Genomic DNA, 22,657 nt, shown 5'->3' with positions numbered 1-22,657 from the left:
AGCGTCCTGCCTGTAACGTGACGGGCCGGGTCAGCTGTGGCGGAGGTGCAGGGGGCATGACCGACGGCTTTGTGCTCGGGGTCGACCTGGGCACCTCGCATACGGTCGCGATGCTGCGCTGGCCGGACGGCCGCACCCGGCCCCTGCTCTTCGACGGCCGGCCGCTGCTGCCGTCGGCCGTCTATCTCGACACGACGGGCCGGCTGCACGTCGGTCGTGACGCGGTCCGCCTCGGCCAGGCCGAGCCGGGCCGCCTCGAGCCGAACCCGAAACGGCACGTCGACACCGAGACGGTACTGCTCGGCGGCTCCGACGTGCCGACGGCAGACATGCTGGCGGCCCTGCTCGGCGCGGTGGCCCGCGAGGCGGTCGCCGCCACCGGCTTCCTGCCGCCCGCGGTGCTGACCCATCCGGCGGCGTGGGGATCGCAGCGCCGTGCGGTGCTGACCACCGCGCTGTCCCGCGCGGGCTGGCCGCCGGCGACCCGGCTGGTGGCCGAGCCGGTCGCCGCGGCCCGCTACTTCGCGGACGTCCTGCGCCGCCCGGTGCCGGTCGGATCGGCGCTCGCGGTCTTCGACTTCGGCGGCGGCACGCTGGACGTCGCCGTCGTCCGCAACGAGGGCGTCACGCCACAGGGCTTGCCGCGCTTCGCGGTCGCGGCCTCCGGCGGCATCGACGACCTGGGCGGCCTCGACCTCGACGCGGCCCTGGTCGCGCACCTCGGCGCGACGCTGGAGAAGGACGAACCCGCGGCCTGGGCCGCGCTGACCGAGCCGGTCACGCTCGCGCAGTGGCGGGCCCGGCGACAGTTCTGGGACGACGTACGCGGCGCGAAGGAGATGCTGTCCCGCGCCGCGCTGGCCCCGGTGCCGGTGCCGGGGGTCGAGCGCGCGGTCCAGCTGAGCCGCGAGGAGTTCGAGGCGGCGGTCGGGCCGCTGCTGCGCCGGGGGGTGGCCGAGGCGGGCTCGGTGCTGCGGGCGGCGGGGCTGAACCCGGCGGACCTGGCCGGGTTGTTCCTGGTCGGAGGCTCGTCCCGGGTGCCGTTGGTGGCCCGCCTGCTGCACGGCGAGCTGGGCATCGCGCCGACGGTCCTGGAGCAGCCCGAGCTGCCGGTGGCCGAGGGAGCGATCATCGCCTCCGTTTCGATCCCGGCGGGCGCGCCGACGCCGGAAGGCGTCGCCACGGAGCGGGCCGCCCCGGCGCTGGCCGCGATCCCGGCCGCCGGCGCGGCACCGGACGCGCCGAGCACTCCGGCCGAGCCCCTGCGGGCGGCCGCGGTTCCCCCGGCGACGGATACGATGGCGCACGGCGGTCCGGAGCTGCCGTCCGGCGCGGTCATCTCGTCCGCGCGCAGGCCCGAAACCGCGAGCGGCAACGGCGCGAAGCCTCCGGCGGCCCGGCCCGGCGAGGGCTATGCCGAGCCCGTCGACCCGTGGGCGACCGGGGAGGCGGCCGCGTTCGGCAACTCGGGCGGGCCGGTCCTGCACCCGGTCTCCGGCGCACCGCAGTCGGGCGCTCCCGCGTCCGCCCCGGTGTCGCCGCACGCCGAGCCGTGGCTGGCCTCGAAGCAGCCCGAGCCTGAGCCCGGGCCGCGGCTCTCCGCGTACCGGGGGAAGGGTCGTTGGATCGTCGCGGCCGGGACCGCCGCGGCGCTCGGGATCGCCGCGACCGCGGTGGTGTTGCTCTGGCCCGGCTTCTCCGCGCTGGAGTACCGGCCGCTCACCGATGAGCACCGGATCGCGCCGGTCGTGCCCGTCACCTCCAGCTTCAGCGGAACGAACCTGCGTGACGGGCGCGCCTACTTCGCGAGCACCGACGACAACGGGACGCTCGGCGTCGTCGCGGCCGCCACGGACAGCGGCAAGAAGCTCTGGGGCAGCGTCGAGGCGGGGACCGCCACCCGCTGGGAGAGCTTCTCCGCGCTGCCGGACGCGGTGGCCGCGATCTCCGACGCCGACTCGGTCACCGGCGAACACCGGATGGTGCTGCTCGGCCCCGGCGACGGCAAGAAGATGTGGGACCGCAGGTTCGGCCGCGACGACTCCGTGGTCTTCGCCGGCGACAAGGCCGTGCTGGTCGACCGCGCGGAGAACCGGCTCGTCGGGCTCGAGGTCACCGATCACGGCAAGGTCGGCTGGGAGCTGAAGAGCCCCTCGACCGAGTACAGCACGGGGGCTACCAAGGTCATCAAGGTGACCACCGAGCCCGACCTCACCGGGCCGGGGGCCTCGCGGCTGTTCGCCGAGGCTTACGACGACGACGCCCGGATCGTGCAGATCGGCGCGGACCGGTCCGCCCGGGTCATCGACGCGTCGACCGGTGCGGTGTCGGCCGGCCCGCGGCAGAGCGTGGCCGAGCCGGACTCCCAGGTCATCGCGCACAACGGCCGGCTCTTCGTGGTCGAGACCGGTGACTCGAACCGGATCGTCGCCTACGACCTGGCGAAGCTCGACGAGCCGCGGGTGCTCTACACGGCGCCGAGCACGGCGCGGCTCAGCCTGATGACCTCGTGCGGGGCCGACCGGGTCTGCGTGGTCGAGACGACCGCGTCCGACGCCGATTCCGCGCAGGTGGTGGCGATCGACGCGGCCGGGAAGGGCGTCGTCTGGCGCCGGACGGTCGCGAACGTCGACGGGATCGTCACGGTCGGCGAGGCGGTGCTCGCCAGCCGCAGCACGCTGCCGGAGTCGACCAGCCTGCTCGACGCCAAGGGCCGGGTGGCGTGGACGCGGGCCGGATTCGTCGGCCGGCTCGACGGCGGCAACATGCTGCAGTTCTCGAAGGCGCTCTCGACCTCGGCCGACGACCCGGCGCTCTCCGGCGAGCACCTCGGCGACGACGCCGTGCCGCTGGGCTCGCTGGCCGGCGTCCGGACGTCGACCTGCACCTGGGACACGACCTACCTGGCCTGCGTCGCCGACGAGGACTTCGTCATCGAGCGCTTCGCCGACTGAGCCTTGGGCGGGGGCACGAAAAAGGGCGGCTCCCCGAGGGGAACCGCCCTTTCCTGCCGCTTGACTCAGATGCGCTGGCCGGTGGTGGCGTGGAAGACGTGCACCTGGTTGGTCTGCGGCTTGATGAACACGGTCTCGCCCATGGTCGGCATCGAGCGCCGGTCGGTGCGGACCACGAACCGCTCCGAGCCGCCGTCGAGGGCCGCGTGGCCGTAGACGTTGGCGTCCGAGCCGAGGTCCTCGACCAGGTCGACGACGATCGGCAGGCCGCCCTCGGTCGGGGCGACCAGGTCGGTCGCCTCGGGCCGGAAGCCGATGGTCACCTTGCCGCCGCCGTCGTTCGCCGCCGCGACCTGCTCGCGGGTCAGCGGCACGGCGAGCTCGGCGAACGCCGCACCCGACTCGGTCAGCGGGACGGTCTTGAGGTTCATGGCGGGGGAGCCGATGAAGCCCGCGACGAAGACGTTGCCCGGGTTGTCGTAGAGCACCCGGGGGGTGTCGCACTGCTGCAGCACGCCGTCGAGCATGACCGCGACGCGGTGACCCATCGTCATGGCCTCGACCTGGTCGTGGGTCACGTAGACGGTGGTGATGCCCAGCTTGGCCTGCAGGGTGGCGATCTGCGAGCGGGTCTGCACGCGGAGCTTGGCGTCGAGGTTCGACAGCGGCTCGTCCATGAGGAAGACCTGCGGCTCACGCACGATCGCGCGGCCCATCGCGACGCGCTGGCGCTGGCCGCCGGAGAGCGCCTTCGGCTTGCGGCTGAGGTACTCGTCCAGCTGCAGCAGCTGAGCGGCCTCCTTGACCCGGCGGTCGATCTCGGACTTCGGGGTCTTGCGCAGCTTCAGGGCGAACGCCATGTTCTCGTACACCGACATGTGCGGGTAGAGGGCGTAGTTCTGGAAGACCATCGCGATGTCGCGGGACTTCGGGGGCAGGTTCGTGACGTCCTTGCCCTGGATCAGGATGCGACCGCGGTCCACGTCCTCGAGGCCGGCGAGCATCCGCAGGCTGGTGGACTTGCCGCAGCCGGAGGGGCCGACCAGGACCAGGAACTCGCCGTCGCCGATCTCGAGGTCGAGCTCGTTGACCGCGGGGCGCTCCTGTCCGGGATAGATCCGGGAGGCCTTCTCATAGGTGACCGTAGCCATGGTGAATCGACTTCCTTTCCACCGGCAGGAACGTGCCGGACGATCCGAGTGGGAGGAACACGCGTGGCAAGCCACACGACCGCCACGGTAAGGCTTTTTTCCGTAACTGCCAAGGTCGGTTCCGGCAATGGGCGTTCCGCCCGCCGGATGGTCTCCCGGTATGCTGATCGCGCGCCCCTGTAGCTCAGTTGGCCAGAGCACCTGTCTTGTAAACAGGATGTCGTCGGTTCGATTCCGACCGGGGGCTCCAAAGCGCCACGAAAAGAATTCCCCATAGCATGTCGGCATGCGCATCGAGCGGATCGTGGACGCCGCGGCCGTGCACCTGGCCGCCGATCTTTTCGACGGGCCGCCGCTGGCGGAGGCGACTGAGAAGTTCCTCACGCATCCGGACCACCATCTGCTCTTCGCCTACGACGGCGACCGGGCGGTCGGCATGATCTCCGGGATCGAGCTGACCCATCCGGACAAGGGCACGGAGATGTTCGTCTACGAACTCGGCGTGGCGCCCGTCGCCCGGCTGCGGGGCGTCGGCTCCGCGCTCGTCCGGGCGCTGGCCGACATCGCCCGCGAGCGCGGCTGCTACGGCATGTGGGTCGGCACCGAGACCGACAACGAGGCCGCGCAGGCCACCTACCGCCGGGCCGGCGCCACCGAGGAGTCCCCGTTCGTGCTGCTCAACTGGGACTTCGTCCCGGGAGACCAGGCCTGACGGCGGCCGCCCGGGCCGGGTTCAGGTCGCCAGCCCGCGCAGCATGATCGACAGGCCGCCGGCGAACTCCTCGTCGGCGCCGACGCCGCGCGCGTGGCGCGCGGTCTCCGCGAGGTGCGGATGGCCGGCGAGTTCGGAGATGGTCACGGTGCCGCTGCCGGACAGCGGGCCGAGGTGTTCGAGCTGCAGCGCGCCGATCACGTAGCTGAGCAGGCCGCGCAGCGCGACGACCCGGCGGGGGCCGGTGAACCCGGCGGCGTGCAGGACCCCGGTCACGGTCTCCGACCAGCGCAGCACGCCCGCCGAGCGGTGCCGGTGACTGACCAGCAGCGGGACCACGCCGGGGTGGTCGCCGACGGCGGCGCGGATCCGCTCGGTGAGGATCCTCAGCTGCTCGGTCCACGGCTCGGCCGCCGGGGGCGAGGTGTCGAGCGTGCGGAGCACCTCCTCGACGACCAGGGCCTCCAGCTCGTCGCGGTCCGCGACGTAGCGGTAGACGGCCATCGTGGTCAGCCCCAGCTCCGTGGCGACCGCGCGCATGGTGAGCCCGGCGAGTCCGTCGCGGTCGATGACGGCCAGGGTGGCCTGCGCGAGACGGTCGGGGCTGACGGATCTGGGACGGGGCATCGATTGACAGCGTACGGCATACACCTACAACTGTTAGAGTATGACGTACACCTACGGAGGAGGCTCGATGCGAGAGGTCAGCGCGCGCGAACTCACCCCCGTCACCGGTCCGCCGGTGCCGGTTCCGGATCCCCGGCACCTGGTGCATCTGCAGTTCCGGCGCTTCGCCGGCTGCCCGGTCTGCAACCTGCACGTGCGGTCGCTGATCCTGCGCCGGGCCGAGATCGAGGCGGCCGGGATCCGCGAGGTGCTGGTCTTCCACTCGACCGCCGAGTTGCTGCGCGAGCACACCGCGGACGTGCCGTTCCCGGTGATCGCCGACCCGGGCAAGAGGCTGTACGCCGAGTTCGGCGTCGGCGCATCGCCGCGGGCGCTGCTGAATCCCGGCGCCTGGCTGCCCATCCTGCGCGCGGTGCTGCGGAGTTCCGCCGCCGTGCTGCGCGGGCGGGAGCGGAGCCCGTCGCTCAATCCGCAGGGTGGTCGCACCGGCCTGCCGGCGGACTTCCTCATCGCCCCCGACGGCTCGATCGTCGCGAGCAAGTACGGCACCCACGCTTACGACCAGTGGTCGGTCGACGAGTTGCTCGCCCTGTCCGCGGACGCCGAACGCGGTCGAGCCCGCCCCGGAAGCTCCGGGACGGGCTCGACTCCCGTACTGCCTACTTGAAGTCCTCGTCCTCGCCCGCGATCGGCCGGCCGCCCTCGGAGAAGGCCCGCTTGCCGGCGCTCGCCTCGTCGTCGATCGGCTCCTCGTGCACCCGCGGGTCCCGGACGGGCTCGTCGATGGCCGGGTCGACGGTCGCCGGGTCGACGGTCGCCGGGTCGGCGGCGGGGCCGACGGTGGACGGGTCGACGGCGGACGGGTCCACCGCGGTGCCGCCCGCGGGCATGCTCGTGGCGTCGCGGTCGTCGGCCGGGTCCGTGTCCGTGTCCGGCGTCTCGTTCACCGGCATCAGGCCGCCGAGGCCACCGAGCAGCGGCAGGCCCCCGTCGAACAGCGTCGACTCCCTGGGTGAGGCGGCCGGCGACAGCAGACCGCCGCCGAGCAGGCCCCCGCCGAGCAGGCCGCTCGGGATGAGGCTGGTCAGGTTGCCGGTCGGCAGGCCGCCGCTGAGCCCGCCCAGGCCGCGACCGGCCCGGGCGCCGGTGACGCCGCCGCTGCGGGCCAGCGGCAGGCCCGCCGGAGCCAGGCGGGAGCCCCGCTCACTGTCGATGGGCTCGCCGGGCGCCCGCAGCAGGCTGCCGTCGCTCGGGAACATGTCCGAAAGGGACGATCCGGCGCCCTGGAGGTCCGTGGAGTTCTGGCCCGGCCTGATGCTGACGAGCCGGGAGGCGCCGCCCAGCGGGCTCTCCAGGTTGAGGCTGCCGGCCGGGTCCAGCCCGATACCTTGGCCGTTGGCCGACGGCAACAATCCATCGGCCGGCGCGGGGATCAGGTCGGCGTGCGCGGGTGCCGCGCCGAGCAGCAGGAAGCCGCCGACCACCGCCCCGGCGTAGAACCACTTGCGCATCGATCTTCCTCCTGCAAACTCGGACGAAACGTTCGGAAAGGGAAACGAACGGCCTCCGTGGAGGGTTCGGGGGTCGACCCGTTCAAGCGGTGGTGATCACGTGACTACCATGCGGGCATGGCCGCCGATTCCCAGCGCGAACCCTCCGGCCGCGCGTTCGTGTCCCGGCTGCGGCGCAGCGCCGACGGGCGGCCGCACTTCGTGATCTGTGGCGCCGATTCGCTCGTCTACACCGTCGCCGAGGAGCTGTCGAACGCGGGCCACCGGATCCGGCTCACCGTGATCGTGCCCACCACCCTGCGCGGTGACGTTCCCGACCTGGCCAACCTGCGCGGCGTACGGGTGATCCGCGCCGACCGCCTCGACGAGCACACGTTCCGCTCCGCCGGGCTCGCGGGCGCCGCCGCCCTGGGCCTGGTGATGCCCGACGACGTGGTCAACCTGCACGCCGCGCTCTGCGCCCAGTCCGTCGAGCCGGACCTGCGGCTGGTCATCCGGATGTTCAACAGCGGTCTCGGTTACGGCGTCCGGCGGCTCTTCGCCGACTGCGCGGTCCTGTCCGACGCGGCGATGGCCGCCCCGGCGTTCGTCGCGGCCTCGCTGGGCGAGGTGACGCCGACCCACCTCCGCCTCGCCGGCCGCACGCTGTACGTGGCGCGCCGCGGCGAGGTGAGCCCGGACAAGCTGGTCTGCGCCCTGACCGCGGCGGACGGCGCCGGGCGCGTCGACGTGCTGCCCGCGGATCCGGCGCCCGGCGCGCGGCAGCCGACGGATCTGGTGCTCGCCGAGGCCTCCGGCCGTCCCACCGGCCAGGTGGTCGACGCGCAGCGCCGGATACAGGCCCGCCGCCGGCGCCGGCCGGCGCGGGCGATGGGCCGGGCGCTGCGGGCCGCGCTGAGCCGCAAGCTGGGCATCGCGGTCATGGCCACCCTGGCCGTCACCGTGGCGGCGGGCGCGGTGCTGGTGCACGCCGACCGGATCCACGGCTTCTGGCACTCGATCTACGTGACGCTGCTGACCGTCGTCGGATCGTCCGATGTGGAGATTCAGCGCAACGGCGTCGCGCAGGCCGCCCAGCTGGTGCTGACCATCGCCGGGCTCGCGCTGCTGCCGCTGATCACCGCGGCGGTGGTCGAGGGCATGGTCAACGCCCGGCTCGAGCTGCACAGCGGCAAGGTCGCCACCCAGTACCAGGACCACATCGTGGTCGTCGGCCTCGGCAGCGTCGGCACCCGGGTGCTGCGCCAGCTCGTCGACCTGGGCCTGGACGTGGTGGCGATCGATCGCCGCGCCGACGCCCGCGGCGCCAAGGCCGCGCGGCAGCTCGGCGTGCCGTTCATCGTCGGCGACGCGGCGCTGGAGGAGACGCTGCGCGCGGCGTCGATCGCCACCAGCAAGGCGCTGGTGGTGGTCTCCACCGACGACGTCACCAACCTGCAGGCCGCGCTGAACGCCCGCGTGGTCAGCCCGGATCTCCGCGTCGTGCTGCGGCTCTTCGACGACGACTTCGCCCAGCGGGTGGAGACCGCCTTCAACATCAACATCTCGCGCAGCGTGTCCCGGCTGGCCGCGCCGACCTTCGCGGCGGCGATGCTGGAGCGCGAGGTGCTCGCCACCATCCCGGTCGACCGGCACGCGCTGCTGGTCGCCGAGGTGCAGGTCCACGCCGGAGCCCCGCTCGACGGGGTGCCGCTGAGCCGGGCCGACCGGCCGCTGAGCGTACGCGTGATCGGCCTGACATCGGCCGGCTCGGAGTGGGTGGACTGGGCGCCGGACCACCGGCGGGTGCTGGCGACCGGCGACCGCATCCTGATCGTGGCCCGCCGCGCCGGCCTGCGCGCCCTGGTCGAGCAGGCCAGCCCGCCGGCCGGCCTGGCCGGCGCCGCGGAGGAACCGGCCTGACCGCCCTGCCGGATCCGGGCTACCGCTCGCTCGGTTCGAGGCCGAGTACGGCCTGCTCGTCCGGCTTGTGCGCCAGCACGTCGGTCAGATAGGACTGGACCGCGGGCGCCATGCCGACGTCGCGGCCGGCCCGCTCGGACAGCAGCCACTTGTGCTGGATGATCTGCGAGAAGATCTCCTGCGGCTCGAGCTTGCGGCGCAGGTGCGCCGGCACCGCCCGGACCACCGGCTCGAAGACCTCGGTGAGCCAGCGGTGCGCCGCCTGCTGCTCGTCGGTCAGATCCGACTCCGCCCGGTAGGCGTCCAGGTCGTTGAGCAGCTGCCGCGCCTGGTTCTCCTCGGCGTCCAGGCCGGTCAGGCGCAGCAGCCGGCGGGTGTGGTAGCCGGCGTCGACCACCTTCGGCCGGACCCGGTAGCCGCCGTCCACGGTGGACATCGCCACCTCGGCGACGTCGAAGCCCAGGTCGTTGAGGCGCCGGATGCGGCCTTCGATGTCGTGCCGGGCGTCGCGGGAGACCTCCTGCTCGTAGGTGACCTCGTGCCACAGCCGCTCGTAGCGGGCCACGATGTCGTCGACAACCTTCTCCGGGTCGATCGCCTCGTGCAGCAGTTCGGCGGCCTCCAGGTCCAGGCACTCGCCGAAGATGTTCAGCCGCAGGATCTCGATGTCCTCGCTGCGCTGGCCCTCGGAGAGCCGCGGGTGCAGGTTGCCCGTCTCCGCGTCCACCAGGTAGGCCGCGAACGCGCCCGCGTCGCGGCGGAAGAGCGTGTTGGACAGCGAGCAGTCGCCCCACGAGAAGCCGGTCAGATGCATGCGGACGATCAGCGCGGCGAGCGCGTCGAGCAACCTGTTCATCGTCTCGGGCCGCAGCGTGTGCGAGAACAACGCCCGGTACGGCAGCGAGAACTGCAGATGCCGGGTGATCAGCACCGTCTCCAGCGGCTCGCCCGCGTCGTCCACCCGGTCGGTGACCACCGCGACCGCCTCGACGGCCGGGAAGTCGATCCGCTCCAGGGCCCGCAGCAGGTCGTATTCCCGCTCGGCGATCCGTTCCCGGGTCTCCTTGAGGGCGTAGACGGTGTCATTGAGTTTGACAAACCGCACGATGTGGCGCGAGATGCCCTGCGGCAACGCGACCAGGTGGGAGGCGGGCCACTCCTCGAGCGGAACGCTCCACGGCAGGTCCAGCAGCGCCGGGTCGACTAGGGCGGACGTGATTCGCACGAAGCCAGTGTGCACGTTCGGCACGGCGCGTCGCTGCCGCACGTGGTTCGTTACACAGAAGCGAGATAGCCGGACTGATTCTTATATCGGCGGTGTGATCAGAGGGGCGGGAGTGAATTTGCGACGCGTGGTGAGCATCGTCGTCGGGGCGGGTGCTGCCCTGGCACTGGCCGGCACGGCCAGTGCGGCGGCCTGGAGGTTCTCGACGGACGGGGTTCGCCCGGTCGGCTCCTGGCAGGAGGCGGCGGGCCCGACCCGTACCCCCGTGTCGGTGCGGCAGCCCGCGGCCGCGACCGGCGGCAACACCTCGCCGAGCAGCACGCCTGCCGCTTCCGAGTCGCCCGGCAAGCCCGCGGCGAAGACCTCGGAGCCCGCCGCGGGCGGGACCGGCATGGAGATTCTTCCCGAGTCCGGCACGGCCGCGGGCGGCGACGGCCGCCAGAAGGTCGGCGAGTTGCTGCGGATCGACAAGCTGCTCGGGTACGGCGCCCCGGAGCGCCAGGTCCTGCACTACCCGGACGCCTCGTACGTGAAGGTGCACTTCAGCCGCATGACGATGCTGCCGGGCGACTACGTGACGGTGTCGGACTCGACGGGCGAGGAGTCCTATCGCTACGAGGCGCCGAAGCTGATCGAGGGAGTCGCCGGCTCCGGCCGGTGGGCCATGTCGATCACCGGCGACACCGCGGTGGTCGAGACGCACCGCGCCGGCGGCGCGCTGGTCGGCTCGCTGCTCGGGCAGCTCGGCGTGAACGTCGACCAGGTCGCCCGCGGCTTCTCCCGCAAGGAGCTGGCCCGGATTCCGTCGGAGAGCCTCACCCGGCCGGGGACCACCGGCCACGAGGAGTCCATCTGCGGCAGCGACACCAGCTCGGACGCGGTCTGCTACCGCTCCGCCGACCCGGTGGCGTACACCCGGTCGAAGTCGATCGCGCGGCTGCTGATCAACGGCACCGAGCTCTGCACCGGCTGGCGGATCGGCGCCAAGAACCGGATGCTGACGAACAACCACTGCTTCGACAACTCGGCCGCCGCGTACGAGACCGAGGTGTGGTTCAACTATCAGTGCGCCAAGTGCGGCGGCTTCGACGTCTTCAAGCCGACCAAGGTCTGGGGCGACAAGGTGCTCTCCACGGAGCACGTCCTCGACTACACGCTGTTCACGGTGGGCAACTTCGCCGAGGTGCAGAAGTTCGGCTACCTCAGCCTGGACACCGCGGTGCCGGCCAAGGGCCAGGAGCTCTACGTGCCGCAGCACCCGGCCGGCGAGCCGACCCGGATCGCCGGGCGCCTCGGCGAGCCGGCGGGCACCTGCGCGGTGGTCGACCCGGCCTTCGACGGGTACGCGCAGAACTCCGACGTCTCCTACTACTGCGACACCGAGGGTGGTTCGAGCGGCAGCCCGGTGCTCTCCCGCAAGACCAACAAGGTGGTGGCGCTGCACCACTTCGGCGGCTGCCCGAACTCGGGGGTCCGCGCTGACCTGCTCAACAGCAGGATCAGGTCGTATCTCTGACGTACCGTGTGCGCCATGCTCATGCCCGTACGGCCCCGGGGCTGGTGGTTCGACGCCTGCCTGCTCGCCGGCCTCGTCGCGCTGACCGTGGCGCTCGCCCGCGGCCACCTGCTCGCGCTTGACGTGCAGGTGGCCCACTGGGTCGACCAGCATCGCCCGACGCCGCTGTATGTGACCCTGCGGGTGTTCAACTACCTGGGCCAGGGCGGTCAGGTGCTGATGTCGACCTCGATCGTGCTGGCCGGGCTGGTGGCGTGGCGGATGCGCTCGGTGCGGCCGGTGCTGATGATCGTGGCCGCGTTCCTGCTGACGTCCGCCACGATCGGCCCGCTGAAGATCTGGCTGGACCGCGCGGCACCGCACTTCACGGGGGCGGACCCGGAGATCCTGTTCAACCCGGCCGCGTCCGGCCCGCTCGCGATGAGCTACCCGTCCGGGCACGTCGCCAACGCGGTGGCGTGGTATGCCGTGATCGCGCTGCTGATCAGCGCGCTGCTGCGGTCGCTCGGCAGGGCACCGCTGTCGCCGCGCGCCTACCTCGCCGTGCGGGTGCTGCCGCCGGCCATCGTGTTCTTCACCACTACCTACCTGGCCTTCCATTGGGTCACCGACTCGGTGGCCGGGCTGCTGCTGGGCCTGCTGCTCGCCCGCCTGTTGACCCGGGTGCCGTGGGACGCCGTTCCGTTGCCGGGCCTGCCCAACGGCGTCGACCGGCCCGCCGGCATCGATCGCCCGGCGGCCGAGCGGGCGGTCAGAGCCAGGCGCCCGCGCGCATCACGCGCCTGACCGTCAGGTCCGGCCCGAGCACGACCAGGTCCGCGCGGAGCCCGGCCTCCAGCGCGCCGACCTGATCCGCCAGGCCCAGGGCGCGGGCGGGCGTCGTCGAGGCCATCGCGGACGCCGTCGCCAGGTCGAGGCCCGCGCCCACCGCCCGGCGGAACGCCGCGTCCATGGTCAGCGTGCTGCCCGCGATCGAACCGTCCCGCACCAGCCGCGCCACCCGGTCGGCGACCGTGACGGCCTGGCCGCCGAGCTCGTATTCGCCGTCGGGCATGCCGGCCGCGTCCATCGCGTCGGTGATCAGCGCCGCGCGGTCCGGCCCGGCCGCGCGGGCCGCGAAGCGCAGCATCCCGTCGTGCAGGTGGAAGCCGTCGGGAATCAGCTCGCAGACGATCGACGGGGAGTCCAGCAGCGCGACGACCGGCCCCGGCTCGCGGTGGTGCGCCGGGCGCATCCCGTTGAACAGGTGGGTGCCGACGGTCGCGCCGGCCGCGACACCGGCCAGGGTCTGCTCGTACGTCGCGTCGGTGTGCCCCAGCGCCGCGACGACCCCGCTGGACACCAGCAGGTCGACGGCGGCCACGGCGCCGGGCAGTTCCGGGGCGATCGTGACCATCCGTACCGCGCCGTCGCCGAGCTTGACCAGGGCGGTGAGCTCCTCCAGCGACGGATCGCGCAGGTACGCCGGGTTCTGCGCACCGCAGCGGGCGTGCGACAGGTACGGCCCCTCGAAGTGCAGCCCGGCGATCGCGCCGTCGGCGACCAGCGGCAGGTACGCCGCCGTGGCGTCGCGCATCAGCTCGTACGGGGAGCTGACCAGGCTGGCGAGCATCGTCGTGGTGCCGTGCCGCAGGTGGAACGCGGCGGCCGCGCGGGCGGCGGCCGGGTCGCCCTGGGTGAAGGTGTGCCCGCCGCCTCCGTGGCAGTGCAGATCGACGAAGCCGGGGACGATGATGTCGTCGCCGGCGTCGCCCCGCGCCGAGACGGACAGGATCGTCGGCCCGTCCACCTCGACGTACCCGGGCACGACGGCGCCGGGCCGGACGACGCGGCCGCTGATCTTCTCCGTCAAGGGGTTGCTCCCAGGCTGTCGAGCGCGAGCAGGGCCGCGCCGAGGCAGCCCGCGGTGTCGCCGAGCGCCGCGCGCACGATCCGCGGCATCCGGTGGAAGGTGATCCGGGCGTCCAGCGCGACCCGCAGCGGCGCGAGCAGCTCCTCCCCGGCCTCGGCGAGCCCGCCGCCGAGCACCACGATCCCCGCGTCGTAGAGGGCCTGCGCGGTGAGCAGCCCGTCCGCGAACGCCTCGATCGCCTCGGTCCAGACGGAGTTCGCCAGTTTTTCGCCGGCGGCGGCGCGGGTGGCCACGTCGAACGCGGTGACGTCCTCGATGCCCGAGAGCTCGACGTAGCGCCGGCCGACCGCCGAGGCCGAGGCCACCGACTCGAGGCAGCCGCGGGCGCCGCAGCCGCAGGGCGGCCCGCCGGGCCGGACGATGACGTGCCCGACCTCGCCGGCCGCGCCGTGTGCGCCGCCGAAGGCCTTGCCGTCGACGACGTGTGCGGCGGCTATGCCGGTGCCGATGGCGATGAAGAGCACGTTGCGCTCGTCGCGGCCCGCGCCGAGGCGGGCCTCGGCCACGCCGCCGGCGCGGACGTCGTGGCCGAGCGTCGCGGGCAGGCCCAGCCGCGCCGACGTCAGGTCGCGCAGCGGCACGTCGCGGAATCCGACATTGCTCGACCAGACGGCGGTGCCGGTCTCCTCGTCCACCACGCCGGGCACCACCACCCCGGCGGCGACCGGCCGGAGCCCGTCAGCGCGGGCGCGGTCGGCCAGGCCGGCCGCGATGTCGAGGATGTTCCCGGTGACCGCCTCGGGCCCGCGTGCGGCCAGCGTCGGGTGTCGTTCGGTGTGGTGCACCGCGCCGTCGGGCCGCACCAGGGCGCACTTCATTCCGGTGCCGCCAACGTCCAGCGCCACCACGACGTCGTTGCTCACGGTCCTGCCCCTTCGTCAGCGCTTGCGGGTATCGACGCCGCGCTGCGTCCGGTGGTGTCTGAGGGGCGTCACGGCAGGACGACCGAGCGGGTGAGATTGCGGGGGTGGTCCGGGTCGAGCCCCTGGCTGGTGGCGAGCAGCACGGCGACGCGCTGCGCCACGACCAGGTCCGCCATCGGGTCGAGCGGGGCCCGGCCGCCGCGCCAGCTGCCGAGGGCGGCGTAGCCGCCGTTGTAGCGGCTGTGCACGAACGCGGCCCCGGTGGCCTCCACGTCGTCGGCCAGGCCGGCCGGGATCTCGCCGAACGCCCAGACCACGCGCCCCGGCCCGGCGATCGAGATCGGGCCGTGCCGGTAGTCCATCGCCGGGTACGCCTCGGCCCACCACGTGGCGGCCTCGCGGCACTTGAGCGCCGCCTCCTCGGCGAGCCCGATGGTCCAGCCGCGGCCGAGGAAGGTGATCTGCTTGGCCAGCGCGGGGTGCACCGGCATCGGCAGCCGGACCGCGACCTCGGCGTCCGCGGCGATCGGCTCCAGGTCCGTGCCGAGGTGGGCCCGGAGCAGGGCGAGCGTGCTGGTGGCGAAGCGGGTCTGCACCACCGAGAGCTCGTCGGCGAAGTCGAGGACGATCGCGTCCCGGGCGAGGCCGGCGGCCGGCTCCGCGCCGTCGGCGGTGATCACCGTGGTCGGCGTGCGGCCGTCGAGGGCGTCCAGCAGGTCGATGACCTCGGTCGTGGTGCCGGAGCGGGTGATCGTGACGACCCGGTCGTACGCGCGGCCCGTCGGGAACTCGGACGCCTGGAACGCGTCGGTCTCGCCGAGCCCGGCCTCCTCGCGCAGGGCGGCGTAGGCCTTGGCCATGAACCAGGAGGTGCCGCAGCCGGCGACCGCCACCCGCTCACCCGCGGCGGGTAGGCCGGGGGAGCCTGCCAACTTGGCTGCCTGCAGCCAGCAGTCGGGCTGACTGGCGATTTCCACCTTGACGTGACTCATGGCAGTTTTCCCTCAATCGCCTGCGCAGATGCGTTCGGTACACCGCTATTTCGAGCGTCATTCTGCTTGGAAGCTCCGCGCGTTCGCAACCACCGTAGCGTGTTCGAGCAGGCACTCTCTTTGCTTCGCGACGTTTCGCGCACTAATGTGCACACTCTTATCACGAAACGTGCAGCAGGGAGCTCGGGTGGACCGGTACGCGCGGTGGAATGCCCTGCTCGAGCTGCTTGCGGAGAGTGGCCGGGTCACCGTCGAGGACGCCGCGGACAAGCTCGAAGTCTCGCAGGCGACCATCCGCCGGGACTTCGACCAGCTCGGCCAGCAGCAGATGATCACCAGGACCCGGGGCGGCGCGGTCGCCAACGGCGTCTCCTACGACCTGCCGCTGCGCTACAAGAGCGCCAAACACTCGGCGGAGAAGCAGCGCATCGGCGAGGCGGCGGCGAACCTGGTCGTACCCGGCACGGTCGTCGGCCTCAACGGCGGCACGACCATGACCGAGGTGGCCCGGGCCCTCGCGGTGCGGCCCGACCTCAACACCAGCGGCGAGGGCGCCCAGCTGACCGTGGTGACCAACGCGCTCAACATCGCCAACGAACTGCTGGTCCGCTCGCGGATGAAGATCGTGGTGGCCGGCGGCGTCGTGCGCCCGCAGTCGTTCGAGCTGGTCGGCCCGCTGGGCGGGGCGCTGCTCAAGGAGGTCACGCTCGACATCGTGCTGCTCGGGGTCGACGCGCTCGACGTCGAACTCGGCGCCGCGGCGCATCACGAGGGCGAGGCCGCGATGAACAGCCTGATGGTCGCCCGGGCCAAGCGCGTCGTGGTGATCGCCGACTCGTCGAAGCTCGGCGGGCACGCGTTCGCCCGGATCTGCCCGATCAGCATGGTGGAGACCCTGGTCACCGACTCGGGGGCGCCGCCGGAGCTGCTGGACGGCTTCCGCGACGCGGGCGTGCAGGTCGTCTGCGCCTGACCGGCGGCCCGGTCGTCAGCCGATCTCGCTGACCTCGACGAACGGGCGGTCGACGTTCCACACCGCGTGGATCACGAAGCTGTGGTTGACCTCGTTGAAGTAGACCGCGAGGTTGTCCGGGCTGTTCTGCACCGTCGCCACCGAGTAGCCGTCGCTGGGCGTGGCGGTCACCACCTTCACCTCGCCGTCGGTGATCCGGATCACCGCCTGGCCGCCGTCGACCCGCAACGAGCGCACGTAGGTCTTGTCGCCGGCGCCGTCCGTGGTCACCGTCCAGCCGTCCTCGATGGTGGTCGTGGTCTGCACGGCCGGCGTCGTCCTGGCCGGTGTCGCCGAGGTCCGGGACGGGGTGGCGCCGCCGGGCTTGGGCCTGGACTTCGGAGTCCGCGGCGGGGAGGTGGTCACCTCCGGCTCCGGCGACGAGTCCGGCGGGCCGCCCGGCAGCGGCGACGGCTCGACCGCACCGGAGTCGCGCAGCTGGTCGACGGAGACCACGGCGCTCCCGTCGGGCGTGGCGGCGCGCAGCACCGGCAGCATCGCCACCGAGGCCAGCGCCACGCTGGTCGCGGTCGCGGCGCACCAGCCGAGCACCGGGACCAGGCTTCGGGGAGATCGCACGTGGGCCATGATCGCACTTCCCCCTAATGTTGTCCCATGGCGCTGATTTTGCTTGTCGAGGACGACCGGAACATCTCGGCCGCCCTGACGCGTGCGCTGACGGACGCCGGCCACGTCGTCCGCCCGGTCGCTCAGGCGGCCGAGGCGCTGAGGATCCTTACCGAACAGCGGCCGGACCTGGTCATCCTCGACCTGGGCCTGCCCGACATCGACGGCGCCGACGCGCTGCGGATGATGCGCTCCGTCTCCGAGGTGCCGGTCATCGTCGCCACCGCGCGGCGTGCCGAGTCCGACATCATCACGCTGCTCAGCGCCGGCGCCGACGACTACGTGACCAAGCCCTTCTCGGCCGGCCACATCCTGGCCCGGATCGCGGCGGTGCTGCGCCGGACCAGGGTGGCCGCCGACACCTCGCCCAACACCGTCACGGTCGGCGACCTCGTCATCCAGCCCCGGCAGCGCCGTGCCACGCTGCGCGGCAAGCCCCTGCAGCTCACCCGCCGCGAGTTTGATGTCCTTACTTACCTGGCCGAACGGGTCGGGCAGGTGATCAGCCGCCGCGAGCTGCTGACCGAGGTGTGGAACCAGACGCGGATCGGCGAGGAGCAGACGATCGACGTGCACATCTCCTGGCTGCGCCGCAAGCTCGGCGAGACGGCCGCCGCGCCGTGCTTCCTGCACACCGTGCGCGGCGTCGGAGTGATGATGGTCGAACCGCGGTGAGATGGGAGCTGAACCGGCTCGCGCTGGCCATCACGTCGATGGTCGCCCTGGCCTTCCTGGTGCCGCTGACGTTCGCGACCCGGCAGATCGCCCACGACCGGGCCATCGGCGACGCCCGCCAGCAGGCCGCGGCCATGGTCGCGGCCCTCGCCGTCGACGCCGACCCGCAGCTGCTGACCAGCGCGGTCGCCAGCACCGTCGCCGGCGGGGCGGGCCGGCTCGCCATCCACCTGCCGGGCCTCGAACCGGTCGGCGCCACGCACGTCACCGCCGACGACATCGCCTCGGCCAACCGATACCGCCGCCCGGTGACCGCCGCGGCCACCGGCGGGATCGCCTACCTGCAGCCCAGCGTGCTCAGCGACGGGCGCGCGGTGGTCATCGAGGTCTTCGTGACCGACGAGGAGATGCGCCGCGGGGTCTGGCCGGCCTGGCTGGCGCTCGGCGGCCTCGCCATCGTGCTCGTCGGCGGCTCGGTGCTCGTCGCCGACCGGCTCGGCGGCCGCCTGGTCCGCGCCACCCGGGGACTGGCCGACTCCAGCCGCCGGCTCGGCGCCGGCGAGCTCGCCGTACGGGTGCAGCCGTCCGGGCCGCGCGAGCTGCGCGACGCCGCACTGGCCTTCAACACGATGGCCGGCGACCTGCGCCGGCTGCTCGACGCGGAACGCGAACTCGCCGCTGACCTGTCGCACCGGCTCCGCACGCCGCTGACGGCGCTGCGACTCGACGCGGACGCCATGCCGCCGAGCCTGATCGCGGACCGGATGCGGCAGGCCTGCGACATGCTCGACTCGGAGCTCGAGGCGATCATCGCGGGTGCCCGGCTCGGCGTGGAGGCCCGCGGCACGCAGAGCTCCGACCTGGTCGAGGTGCTCGCCGATCGGCTCGCCTTCTGGTCCGCTCTGGCCGAGGACCAGGCGCGGCCGTGGGAGGTGGTCGGCGGCGACCGGCCGGTGCCCGTGCCGCTGCCGCGCAGCGAGCTGATCCTGGCCGTCGACGCCCTGCTCGGCAACGTCTTCGCGCACACGCCCGAGGGCGTCGCGTTCCGGGTCGGCGTCTCCGCGGCGGGCCTGTTCGTCGACGACGCCGGCCCCGGCATCAGCGACCCGGCGAACGCGGTGCAGCGCGGGGTCAGCGGGGCCGGCTCCTCCGGCCTCGGGCTCGACATCGTGCGGCGGGTGGCCGAGGCGGCCGGCGGCAGGCTGACCATCGAGCGCAGCCCGCTCGGCGGCGCGCGGATCGCGATGCTGCTGGGCGTGCCGGAGCCGGGTCCCGCGATTCCGGGCCCGCGGGTGGCCGGCCGGCGGCGGCTTACGAGGTGATGTCCTTGCGGGTGAAGCGGAAGAACGCCAGCGACCAGAAGATGGTCGCGTAGGAGATCGCCGAGATCGCGCCCCGCACCACGTCGTCCGTCTGCATCGGGGTCGACAGCAGGCCCAGCCACGCGTCGCTGTAGTGGGTCGGCAGGAAGTCCCTGATCGAGCCCAGCGCGGTGATCTGGTCCAGGATGCTCGACAGGATCCACAGCAGGACCGCGCCGCCGACCGCGCCCAGCGCCGCGTCCGTCAGCACCGACAGCAGGAAGGCCAGGCCCGCCACCACCATCAGCACCACCGCCAGGTAGCCGAGGATCGCCAGCAGGCGCAGCACCCCCTCGCCCGCCGGGATCTCGGCGGAGACGGTGCTGCCCAGCGGATGCCAGCCGTACCGCAGGGTGCCGATCAGCAGGGCGGTGCCGGCCAGCGTGAGCAGCGCCAGCAGCGAGTAGCCCAGCGCCACGATCAGCTTCGCGCCGAGCAGCCGCGCCCGGGGCACCGGGATCGCCAGCAGGTAGCGCAGGCTGCCCCAGCTCGCCTCGCTCGCCACCGTGTCGCCGCAGAACAGGGCAACCACCACGACGAGCAGGAAGCCGGCCGAGACGAAGATGCTGAACAGGGCGAAGTTCAGGCCGCCCGAGGTGGCCAGCTCGACCAGGCTGGAGAACGCGCCCCGGCCGTTGTCGTCGTCGCCGTCCCCGCCGAATTCGAAGGCGAGCAGAATGATGACCGGCAACAGGGCCATGAAGCCCAGGGCCAGCTGGGTACGCCGGCGCGAGGCCTGCCGGCGCACCTCCGCCAGCAGGGGCAGGGTCTTCGTCGCCCGATAACCGGTAGCGGCCGCGCTCATCGGTCTCCACTTCCTCGCGAGTTGTCGCCCACCAGGGCCAGGAACGCGTCCTCCAGGCGGCGCCGCGGCACCACCCGGTCCACCCCGACGCCGGCGCGCACCAGCGACGCGACCACCTCCGCGCGCGGCGTGCCGTTCATGTCGACGATCAGGCCCGACGTGCCGTCCGGCGTCACCGAGCGGACGTTCAGCCCGGCGAGCACCGTGGCGGCGGCGTCGACGTCGGAGACCTCGAGCTGCACCGACGGCGAGTCGCCGACGATGTCGTCGACCGGGCCGGACGCCACGATCCGGCCCTTGTTGACCACCACCGCGTGCGTGCAGGTCTGCTCGACCTCGGCGAGCAGGTGGCTCGAGACCAGCACCGCCCGGCCGTCCGTCGCGTAGCGCCGCAGCACCCGGCGCATCTCCGCGATCTGGGGCGGGTCGAGGCCGTCCGTCGGCTCGTCCAGCACCAGCAACTCCGGCAGGCCGAGCATCGCCTGCGCGATCGCCAGGCGCTGCCGCATGCCGTGGCTGTAGTTCTTGGTCCGCCGATGAATGGAGTCGCCCAGCCCGGCGATCTCCAGCGCCTCGTCGAAGCGGGCGTCCCCGGCCGGCCGGCCGGACGCCTGCCAGTACGCGTGCAGGTTTTCCAGGCCGGTGAGGTGCGGCAGGAAGCCCGGCCCCTCGACCAGCGCGCCGACCCGCGACAGCACGGGCGAGCCCGGCTCGAGGCGGTGCCCGAAGACCAGCGCGTCGCCCTCGGTCGGCATGGTCAGGCCCATCAGCACCCGCAGCGTCGTCGTCTTGCCCGCGCCGTTCGGGCCCAGCAGGCCGACCACCTGGCCCCGCTCGACAGTGAAGTCGACCCGTTCGACGGCGACGAACCCGTCCCCGTACGCCTTGCGCAGACCGCGGACCACCAGCGGCGTCTCCGCGTACTCGTCGATCGTGGGTGCCTGCTGGCGGCGCAGCCGGCGGCGGCGCACCGCCAGGACCACGACGAGGCCGGCCACGATGACCGCGATCAGGCCGGCGAGCACGTACCGCCAGATCACCTGCGGGTTCGCGATCGGCGTGCCCACCACCGTCGGCAGGGTGACCGCCGGCTCGACCGCGACCGTGTAGGTGACCGGCTCCGGCGGGGTCAGGAACGCCTGGTCCGAGGTCGCGACCGTGACCCGGACCAGATGGCCCGCGTCGATCCGGCGCACGATCGCCGGCAGCGTCACCGTGACCGCGGGCGCGGCGGCGATGTCGGCGGGCAGCCCGGTCAGCCGGACCGGGGCGATGAGCCCGCCGCTGAGCGTCGCGGCGCCGTTCGGGTCGACGTCGTAGAGCTTCACGAAGACCGTCGCCGACCCGGTTCCGGACGCGACCTTCAGCCGCAAACTCGGCGCGCCGACCACCTCGATCGCGCTCGGCACCGGCGCCGAGTCGAACTCGGCGTGCTGGCCGGCGAGGTCGCCGGCCACGCTGCCGAGCAGCGAGCCGACCTGGCCGCCGACGCCGGGCAGCGAGGAGAGGGCGCCGGGGTTGCCGTTCGGCGGGTTGGCGATCTCCTGCGCCCGGCCGGCGACGGCGACGTCCGCGCGGCCCGTCCCGGTCAGCCCAGGATATGTCGGATCGGAGTAACCGTTGGTGACCAGCCCGCGGTCCAGCGCGCTGAAGCCGGCCACCCGCGAGTAGGTGAAGCTGTTCGCCGGCGCGTCGCCGTTCTTCTTCACGTAGTGGTCGAGCCACTGCGCGGTCAGGAACTTGGTGCGGTCCTGGTCGGTCTGCGGGCCGGCGCCGCCGTCGTGGCCGCCGGTGAACCACGCGACCCGGACCGGCGTGCCGGTCGCCGCGATGCCGCGGGCGTTGGCGTCCGCCTCCGACAGCGGGAAGAGCGTGTCGACCGCGCCCTGGATGAGCAGCGTCGGCGCCTTGATCCGGTCGATGACCGGCGCCGGGCTGGAGCGCCGCAGCAGCGCGTCCGAGGCGGCATCCGGCGTGCCGGTCGTCGCCATCTTCAGGTACGCGGCGCAGACGTCGGCCGCGAAGCGCCCGCAGGCGGGATCCGCGGGGACCGGCGGCGCGGCGCCGGGGCCGCGGGCGAGGTCCTCGACCGACGACGAGGCGCCGCCGAAGAACAGGCCGGCCCAGCTCTTCTTGAACACGCCCGGCGTGCTCGGCGCGGCGGCCGACTGCGGGAAGAACGCCCTGCCCAGGTCGTTCCAGGTGATCAGCGGAACGATCGCGTCGACCCGGGGGTCCTGCGCGGCGAGCAGCAGCGCCAGCGCGCCGCCGTACGAGCCGCCGACCACGCCGACCCGGGGGTCCCCGGCCGCGTCGGTCCGCACCCGGGGCTGCGCGGCCAGCCAGTCCAGCAGCCGCTGCGCGTCCCTGACCTCGTAGTCGGGGCTGTCCAGGTGGATCTCGCCGCCGCTGTTGCCGAAGCCACGCGCGGTCCAGGTCAGCACCGCGTAGCCGCGGTCGGCCAGCGACTCCGCGTCGTCGCTCACCGAGTTCTTGGAGCCGCCGAAGCCGTGCGCCAGGAGCACCGCCGGCACCTTCTGGTCCCCGCCGGACGGCAGGTAGAAGCGGGTGTCCAGGTCGACGGGCTCGGTGCCCGCGGGACCGGAGAGCACGGTCAGGCGCTGGTCGACGGCGGTCCAGGACTTGCGCTCGGGCAGTGCTGCCCAGCAGACCAGGGCGGCGAGCAGCACCAGGACCACCGAACCTGACACCACCCGGCGCCGTGTCGCTCTGGGCAGGGCACGGCGTAGCCGGGTAGGCAGGGCAGACATGCGCTCACGCTAGCGGGGTGCCGCTGAGCGTGAGCTGTGAA

Annotated in this window: 19 protein-coding genes and 1 tRNA gene; 10 read left to right on the top strand and 10 right to left on the bottom strand. The window is 73.1% G+C overall.

Annotated features, from left to right (window positions below; translation table 11 throughout):
• Positions 1 to 56 precede the first annotated feature (56 nt).
• Positions 57 to 2,954 (top strand): Hsp70 family protein, encoded by a 2,898-nt coding sequence (locus tag AB0F10_RS01205; protein ID WP_360619677.1) that lies wholly within the window; start codon positions 57 to 59, stop codon positions 2,952 to 2,954.
• Positions 2,955 to 3,019: 65 nt separating this feature from the next.
• Here the strand turns inward: AB0F10_RS01205 and ugpC are convergent, their stop codons facing one another.
• Positions 3,020 to 4,105: a sn-glycerol-3-phosphate ABC transporter ATP-binding protein UgpC gene (gene ugpC, locus AB0F10_RS01200; RefSeq protein ID WP_360619675.1), complete on the bottom strand. Its 1,086-nt coding sequence runs from the start codon at positions 4,103 to 4,105 to the stop codon at positions 3,020 to 3,022.
• A gap of 173 nt (positions 4,106 to 4,278) precedes the next feature.
• Between ugpC and AB0F10_RS01195 the strand changes: the two genes are divergently transcribed.
• Together AB0F10_RS01195 and AB0F10_RS01190 are read left to right on the top strand one after the other, a co-directional pair.
• Positions 4,279 to 4,355, top strand: a tRNA-Thr gene (locus tag AB0F10_RS01195).
• Positions 4,356 to 4,391: 36 nt separating this feature from the next.
• Complete coding sequence (locus tag AB0F10_RS01190; protein ID WP_360619673.1) at positions 4,392 to 4,817, top strand: GNAT family N-acetyltransferase; 426 nt, start codon at positions 4,392 to 4,394, stop codon at positions 4,815 to 4,817.
• 21 nt (positions 4,818 to 4,838) lie between these two features.
• On the opposite strand, the gene AB0F10_RS01185 is transcribed toward AB0F10_RS01190, so the two are convergent.
• Entirely contained in the window at positions 4,839 to 5,444 is a 606-nt protein-coding gene (locus tag AB0F10_RS01185; RefSeq protein WP_360619671.1) for a TetR/AcrR family transcriptional regulator, read from the bottom strand.
• A gap of 67 nt (positions 5,445 to 5,511) precedes the next feature.
• On the opposite strand from AB0F10_RS01185, the gene AB0F10_RS01180 reads away from it, so the two are divergent.
• Positions 5,512 to 6,111, top strand: a complete 600-nt coding sequence (locus tag AB0F10_RS01180; RefSeq protein ID WP_360619669.1) for a peroxiredoxin-like family protein — start codon at positions 5,512 to 5,514, stop codon at positions 6,109 to 6,111.
• Here the strand turns inward: AB0F10_RS01180 and AB0F10_RS01175 are convergent.
• The gene (locus AB0F10_RS01175) at positions 6,104 to 6,955 is read right to left on the bottom strand and encodes a hypothetical protein (RefSeq protein WP_360619668.1); all 852 of its coding nucleotides are present in this window, start codon (positions 6,953 to 6,955) and stop codon (positions 6,104 to 6,106) included. The two genes, AB0F10_RS01180 and AB0F10_RS01175, sit on opposite strands and share 8 nt — an antisense overlap.
• A gap of 117 nt (positions 6,956 to 7,072) precedes the next feature.
• On the opposite strand from AB0F10_RS01175, the gene AB0F10_RS01170 reads away from it, so the two are divergent.
• Positions 7,073 to 8,857, top strand: a complete 1,785-nt coding sequence (locus AB0F10_RS01170) for an NAD-binding protein (protein ID WP_360619666.1) — start codon at positions 7,073 to 7,075, stop codon at positions 8,855 to 8,857.
• 19 nt (positions 8,858 to 8,876) lie between these two features.
• Here AB0F10_RS01170 and AB0F10_RS01165 read toward each other — a convergent pair whose 3' ends face one another.
• Positions 8,877 to 10,082, bottom strand: coding sequence for a DUF4032 domain-containing protein (locus tag AB0F10_RS01165; RefSeq protein WP_360619664.1), 1,206 nt, complete (start codon positions 10,080 to 10,082; stop codon positions 8,877 to 8,879).
• Positions 10,083 to 10,194: 112 nt separating this feature from the next.
• Here AB0F10_RS01165 and AB0F10_RS01160 point away from each other — a divergent pair, with 112 nt between their 5' ends.
• Both AB0F10_RS01160 and AB0F10_RS01155 read left to right on the top strand, forming a co-directional pair.
• Positions 10,195 to 11,598, top strand: coding sequence for a serine protease (locus AB0F10_RS01160; protein ID WP_360619663.1), 1,404 nt, complete (start codon positions 10,195 to 10,197; stop codon positions 11,596 to 11,598).
• Positions 11,599 to 11,613: 15 nt separating this feature from the next.
• Positions 11,614 to 12,384: a phosphatase PAP2 family protein gene (locus AB0F10_RS01155; RefSeq protein WP_360619662.1), complete on the top strand. Its 771-nt coding sequence runs from the start codon at positions 11,614 to 11,616 to the stop codon at positions 12,382 to 12,384.
• On the opposite strand, the gene nagA is transcribed toward AB0F10_RS01155, so the two are convergent.
• From nagA to AB0F10_RS01140, 3 genes are all read right to left on the bottom strand, one after another.
• Positions 12,350 to 13,450 carry an N-acetylglucosamine-6-phosphate deacetylase gene (gene nagA / locus AB0F10_RS01150; protein WP_360619660.1) on the bottom strand — a complete coding sequence of 367 codons (1,101 nt, stop codon included), beginning with the start codon at positions 13,448 to 13,450 and terminating at the stop codon, positions 12,350 to 12,352. The two genes, AB0F10_RS01155 and nagA, sit on opposite strands and share 35 nt — an antisense overlap.
• Positions 13,447 to 14,373 (bottom strand): ROK family protein, encoded by a 927-nt coding sequence (locus AB0F10_RS01145; protein WP_360619658.1) that lies wholly within the window; start codon positions 14,371 to 14,373, stop codon positions 13,447 to 13,449. The genes nagA and AB0F10_RS01145 overlap by 4 nt, the downstream gene beginning before the upstream one ends.
• A 68-nt stretch (positions 14,374 to 14,441) precedes the next feature.
• Positions 14,442 to 15,365, bottom strand: a complete 924-nt coding sequence (locus tag AB0F10_RS01140) for a sugar isomerase (RefSeq protein WP_360619657.1) — start codon at positions 15,363 to 15,365, stop codon at positions 14,442 to 14,444.
• A gap of 187 nt (positions 15,366 to 15,552) precedes the next feature.
• Between AB0F10_RS01140 and AB0F10_RS01135 the strand changes: the two genes are divergently transcribed.
• A complete protein-coding gene (locus AB0F10_RS01135) occupies positions 15,553 to 16,338 on the top strand; it encodes a DeoR/GlpR family DNA-binding transcription regulator (RefSeq protein ID WP_360619656.1) in 786 nt (261 codons plus the stop codon).
• A 15-nt stretch (positions 16,339 to 16,353) separates the two neighbouring features.
• Here the strand turns inward: AB0F10_RS01135 and AB0F10_RS01130 are convergent, their stop codons facing one another.
• Positions 16,354 to 16,956: a DNA mismatch repair protein MutL gene (locus tag AB0F10_RS01130; RefSeq protein WP_360619654.1), complete on the bottom strand. Its 603-nt coding sequence runs from the start codon at positions 16,954 to 16,956 to the stop codon at positions 16,354 to 16,356.
• 36 nt (positions 16,957 to 16,992) lie between these two features.
• Between AB0F10_RS01130 and AB0F10_RS01125 the strand changes: the two genes are divergently transcribed.
• The gene (locus tag AB0F10_RS01125) at positions 16,993 to 17,679 is read left to right on the top strand and encodes a response regulator transcription factor (protein WP_360619652.1); all 687 of its coding nucleotides are present in this window, start codon (positions 16,993 to 16,995) and stop codon (positions 17,677 to 17,679) included.
• Positions 17,676 to 19,001: a HAMP domain-containing sensor histidine kinase gene (locus AB0F10_RS01120; RefSeq protein ID WP_360619650.1), complete on the top strand. Its 1,326-nt coding sequence runs from the start codon at positions 17,676 to 17,678 to the stop codon at positions 18,999 to 19,001. The genes AB0F10_RS01125 and AB0F10_RS01120 overlap by 4 nt, the downstream gene beginning before the upstream one ends.
• Here the strand turns inward: AB0F10_RS01120 and AB0F10_RS01115 are convergent.
• Both AB0F10_RS01115 and AB0F10_RS01110 read right to left on the bottom strand, forming a co-directional pair.
• Positions 18,991 to 19,845 (bottom strand): ABC transporter permease subunit, encoded by an 855-nt coding sequence (locus AB0F10_RS01115; protein WP_360619649.1) that lies wholly within the window; start codon positions 19,843 to 19,845, stop codon positions 18,991 to 18,993. The genes AB0F10_RS01120 and AB0F10_RS01115 overlap by 11 nt on opposite strands.
• Positions 19,842 to 22,616 (bottom strand): alpha/beta fold hydrolase, encoded by a 2,775-nt coding sequence (locus tag AB0F10_RS01110; RefSeq protein WP_360619647.1) that lies wholly within the window; start codon positions 22,614 to 22,616, stop codon positions 19,842 to 19,844. Before AB0F10_RS01110 ends, AB0F10_RS01115 begins: the two co-directional genes overlap by 4 nt.
• Between the last annotated feature and the right edge of the window lie 41 nt (positions 22,617 to 22,657).

It is taken from the genome of Actinoplanes sp. NPDC026623, assembly GCF_040638275.1.
In the GTDB taxonomy this organism is placed as follows: Bacteria; Actinomycetota; Actinomycetes; order Mycobacteriales; family Micromonosporaceae; genus Actinoplanes.
Note: the sequence above shows the minus strand (reverse complement) of the source record. Positions and strands in the feature narration are given on the sequence as shown.

Excerpts from the sequence above, each read along its gene's own strand:
- AB0F10_RS01205 (WP_360619677.1), top strand. The coding sequence starts at position 57 with ATGACCGACGGCTTTGTGCTCGGGGTCGACCTGGGCACCTCGCATACG.
- ugpC (WP_360619675.1), bottom strand. The coding sequence starts at position 4,105 with ATGGCTACGGTCACCTATGAGAAGGCCTCCCGGATCTATCCCGGACAG.
- AB0F10_RS01190 (WP_360619673.1), top strand. The coding sequence starts at position 4,392 with ATGCGCATCGAGCGGATCGTGGACGCCGCGGCCGTGCACCTGGCCGCC.
- AB0F10_RS01185 (WP_360619671.1), bottom strand. The coding sequence starts at position 5,444 with ATGCCCCGTCCCAGATCCGTCAGCCCCGACCGTCTCGCGCAGGCCACC.
- AB0F10_RS01180 (WP_360619669.1), top strand. The coding sequence starts at position 5,512 with ATGCGAGAGGTCAGCGCGCGCGAACTCACCCCCGTCACCGGTCCGCCG.
- AB0F10_RS01175 (WP_360619668.1), bottom strand. The coding sequence starts at position 6,955 with ATGCGCAAGTGGTTCTACGCCGGGGCGGTGGTCGGCGGCTTCCTGCTG.
- AB0F10_RS01170 (WP_360619666.1), top strand. The coding sequence starts at position 7,073 with ATGGCCGCCGATTCCCAGCGCGAACCCTCCGGCCGCGCGTTCGTGTCC.
- AB0F10_RS01155 (WP_360619662.1), top strand. The coding sequence starts at position 11,614 with ATGCTCATGCCCGTACGGCCCCGGGGCTGGTGGTTCGACGCCTGCCTG.
- AB0F10_RS01140 (WP_360619657.1), bottom strand. The coding sequence starts at position 15,365 with ATGAGTCACGTCAAGGTGGAAATCGCCAGTCAGCCCGACTGCTGGCTG.
- AB0F10_RS01125 (WP_360619652.1), top strand. The coding sequence starts at position 16,993 with ATGGCGCTGATTTTGCTTGTCGAGGACGACCGGAACATCTCGGCCGCC.
- AB0F10_RS01115 (WP_360619649.1), bottom strand. The coding sequence starts at position 19,845 with ATGAGCGCGGCCGCTACCGGTTATCGGGCGACGAAGACCCTGCCCCTG.
- AB0F10_RS01110 (WP_360619647.1), bottom strand. The coding sequence starts at position 22,616 with ATGTCTGCCCTGCCTACCCGGCTACGCCGTGCCCTGCCCAGAGCGACA.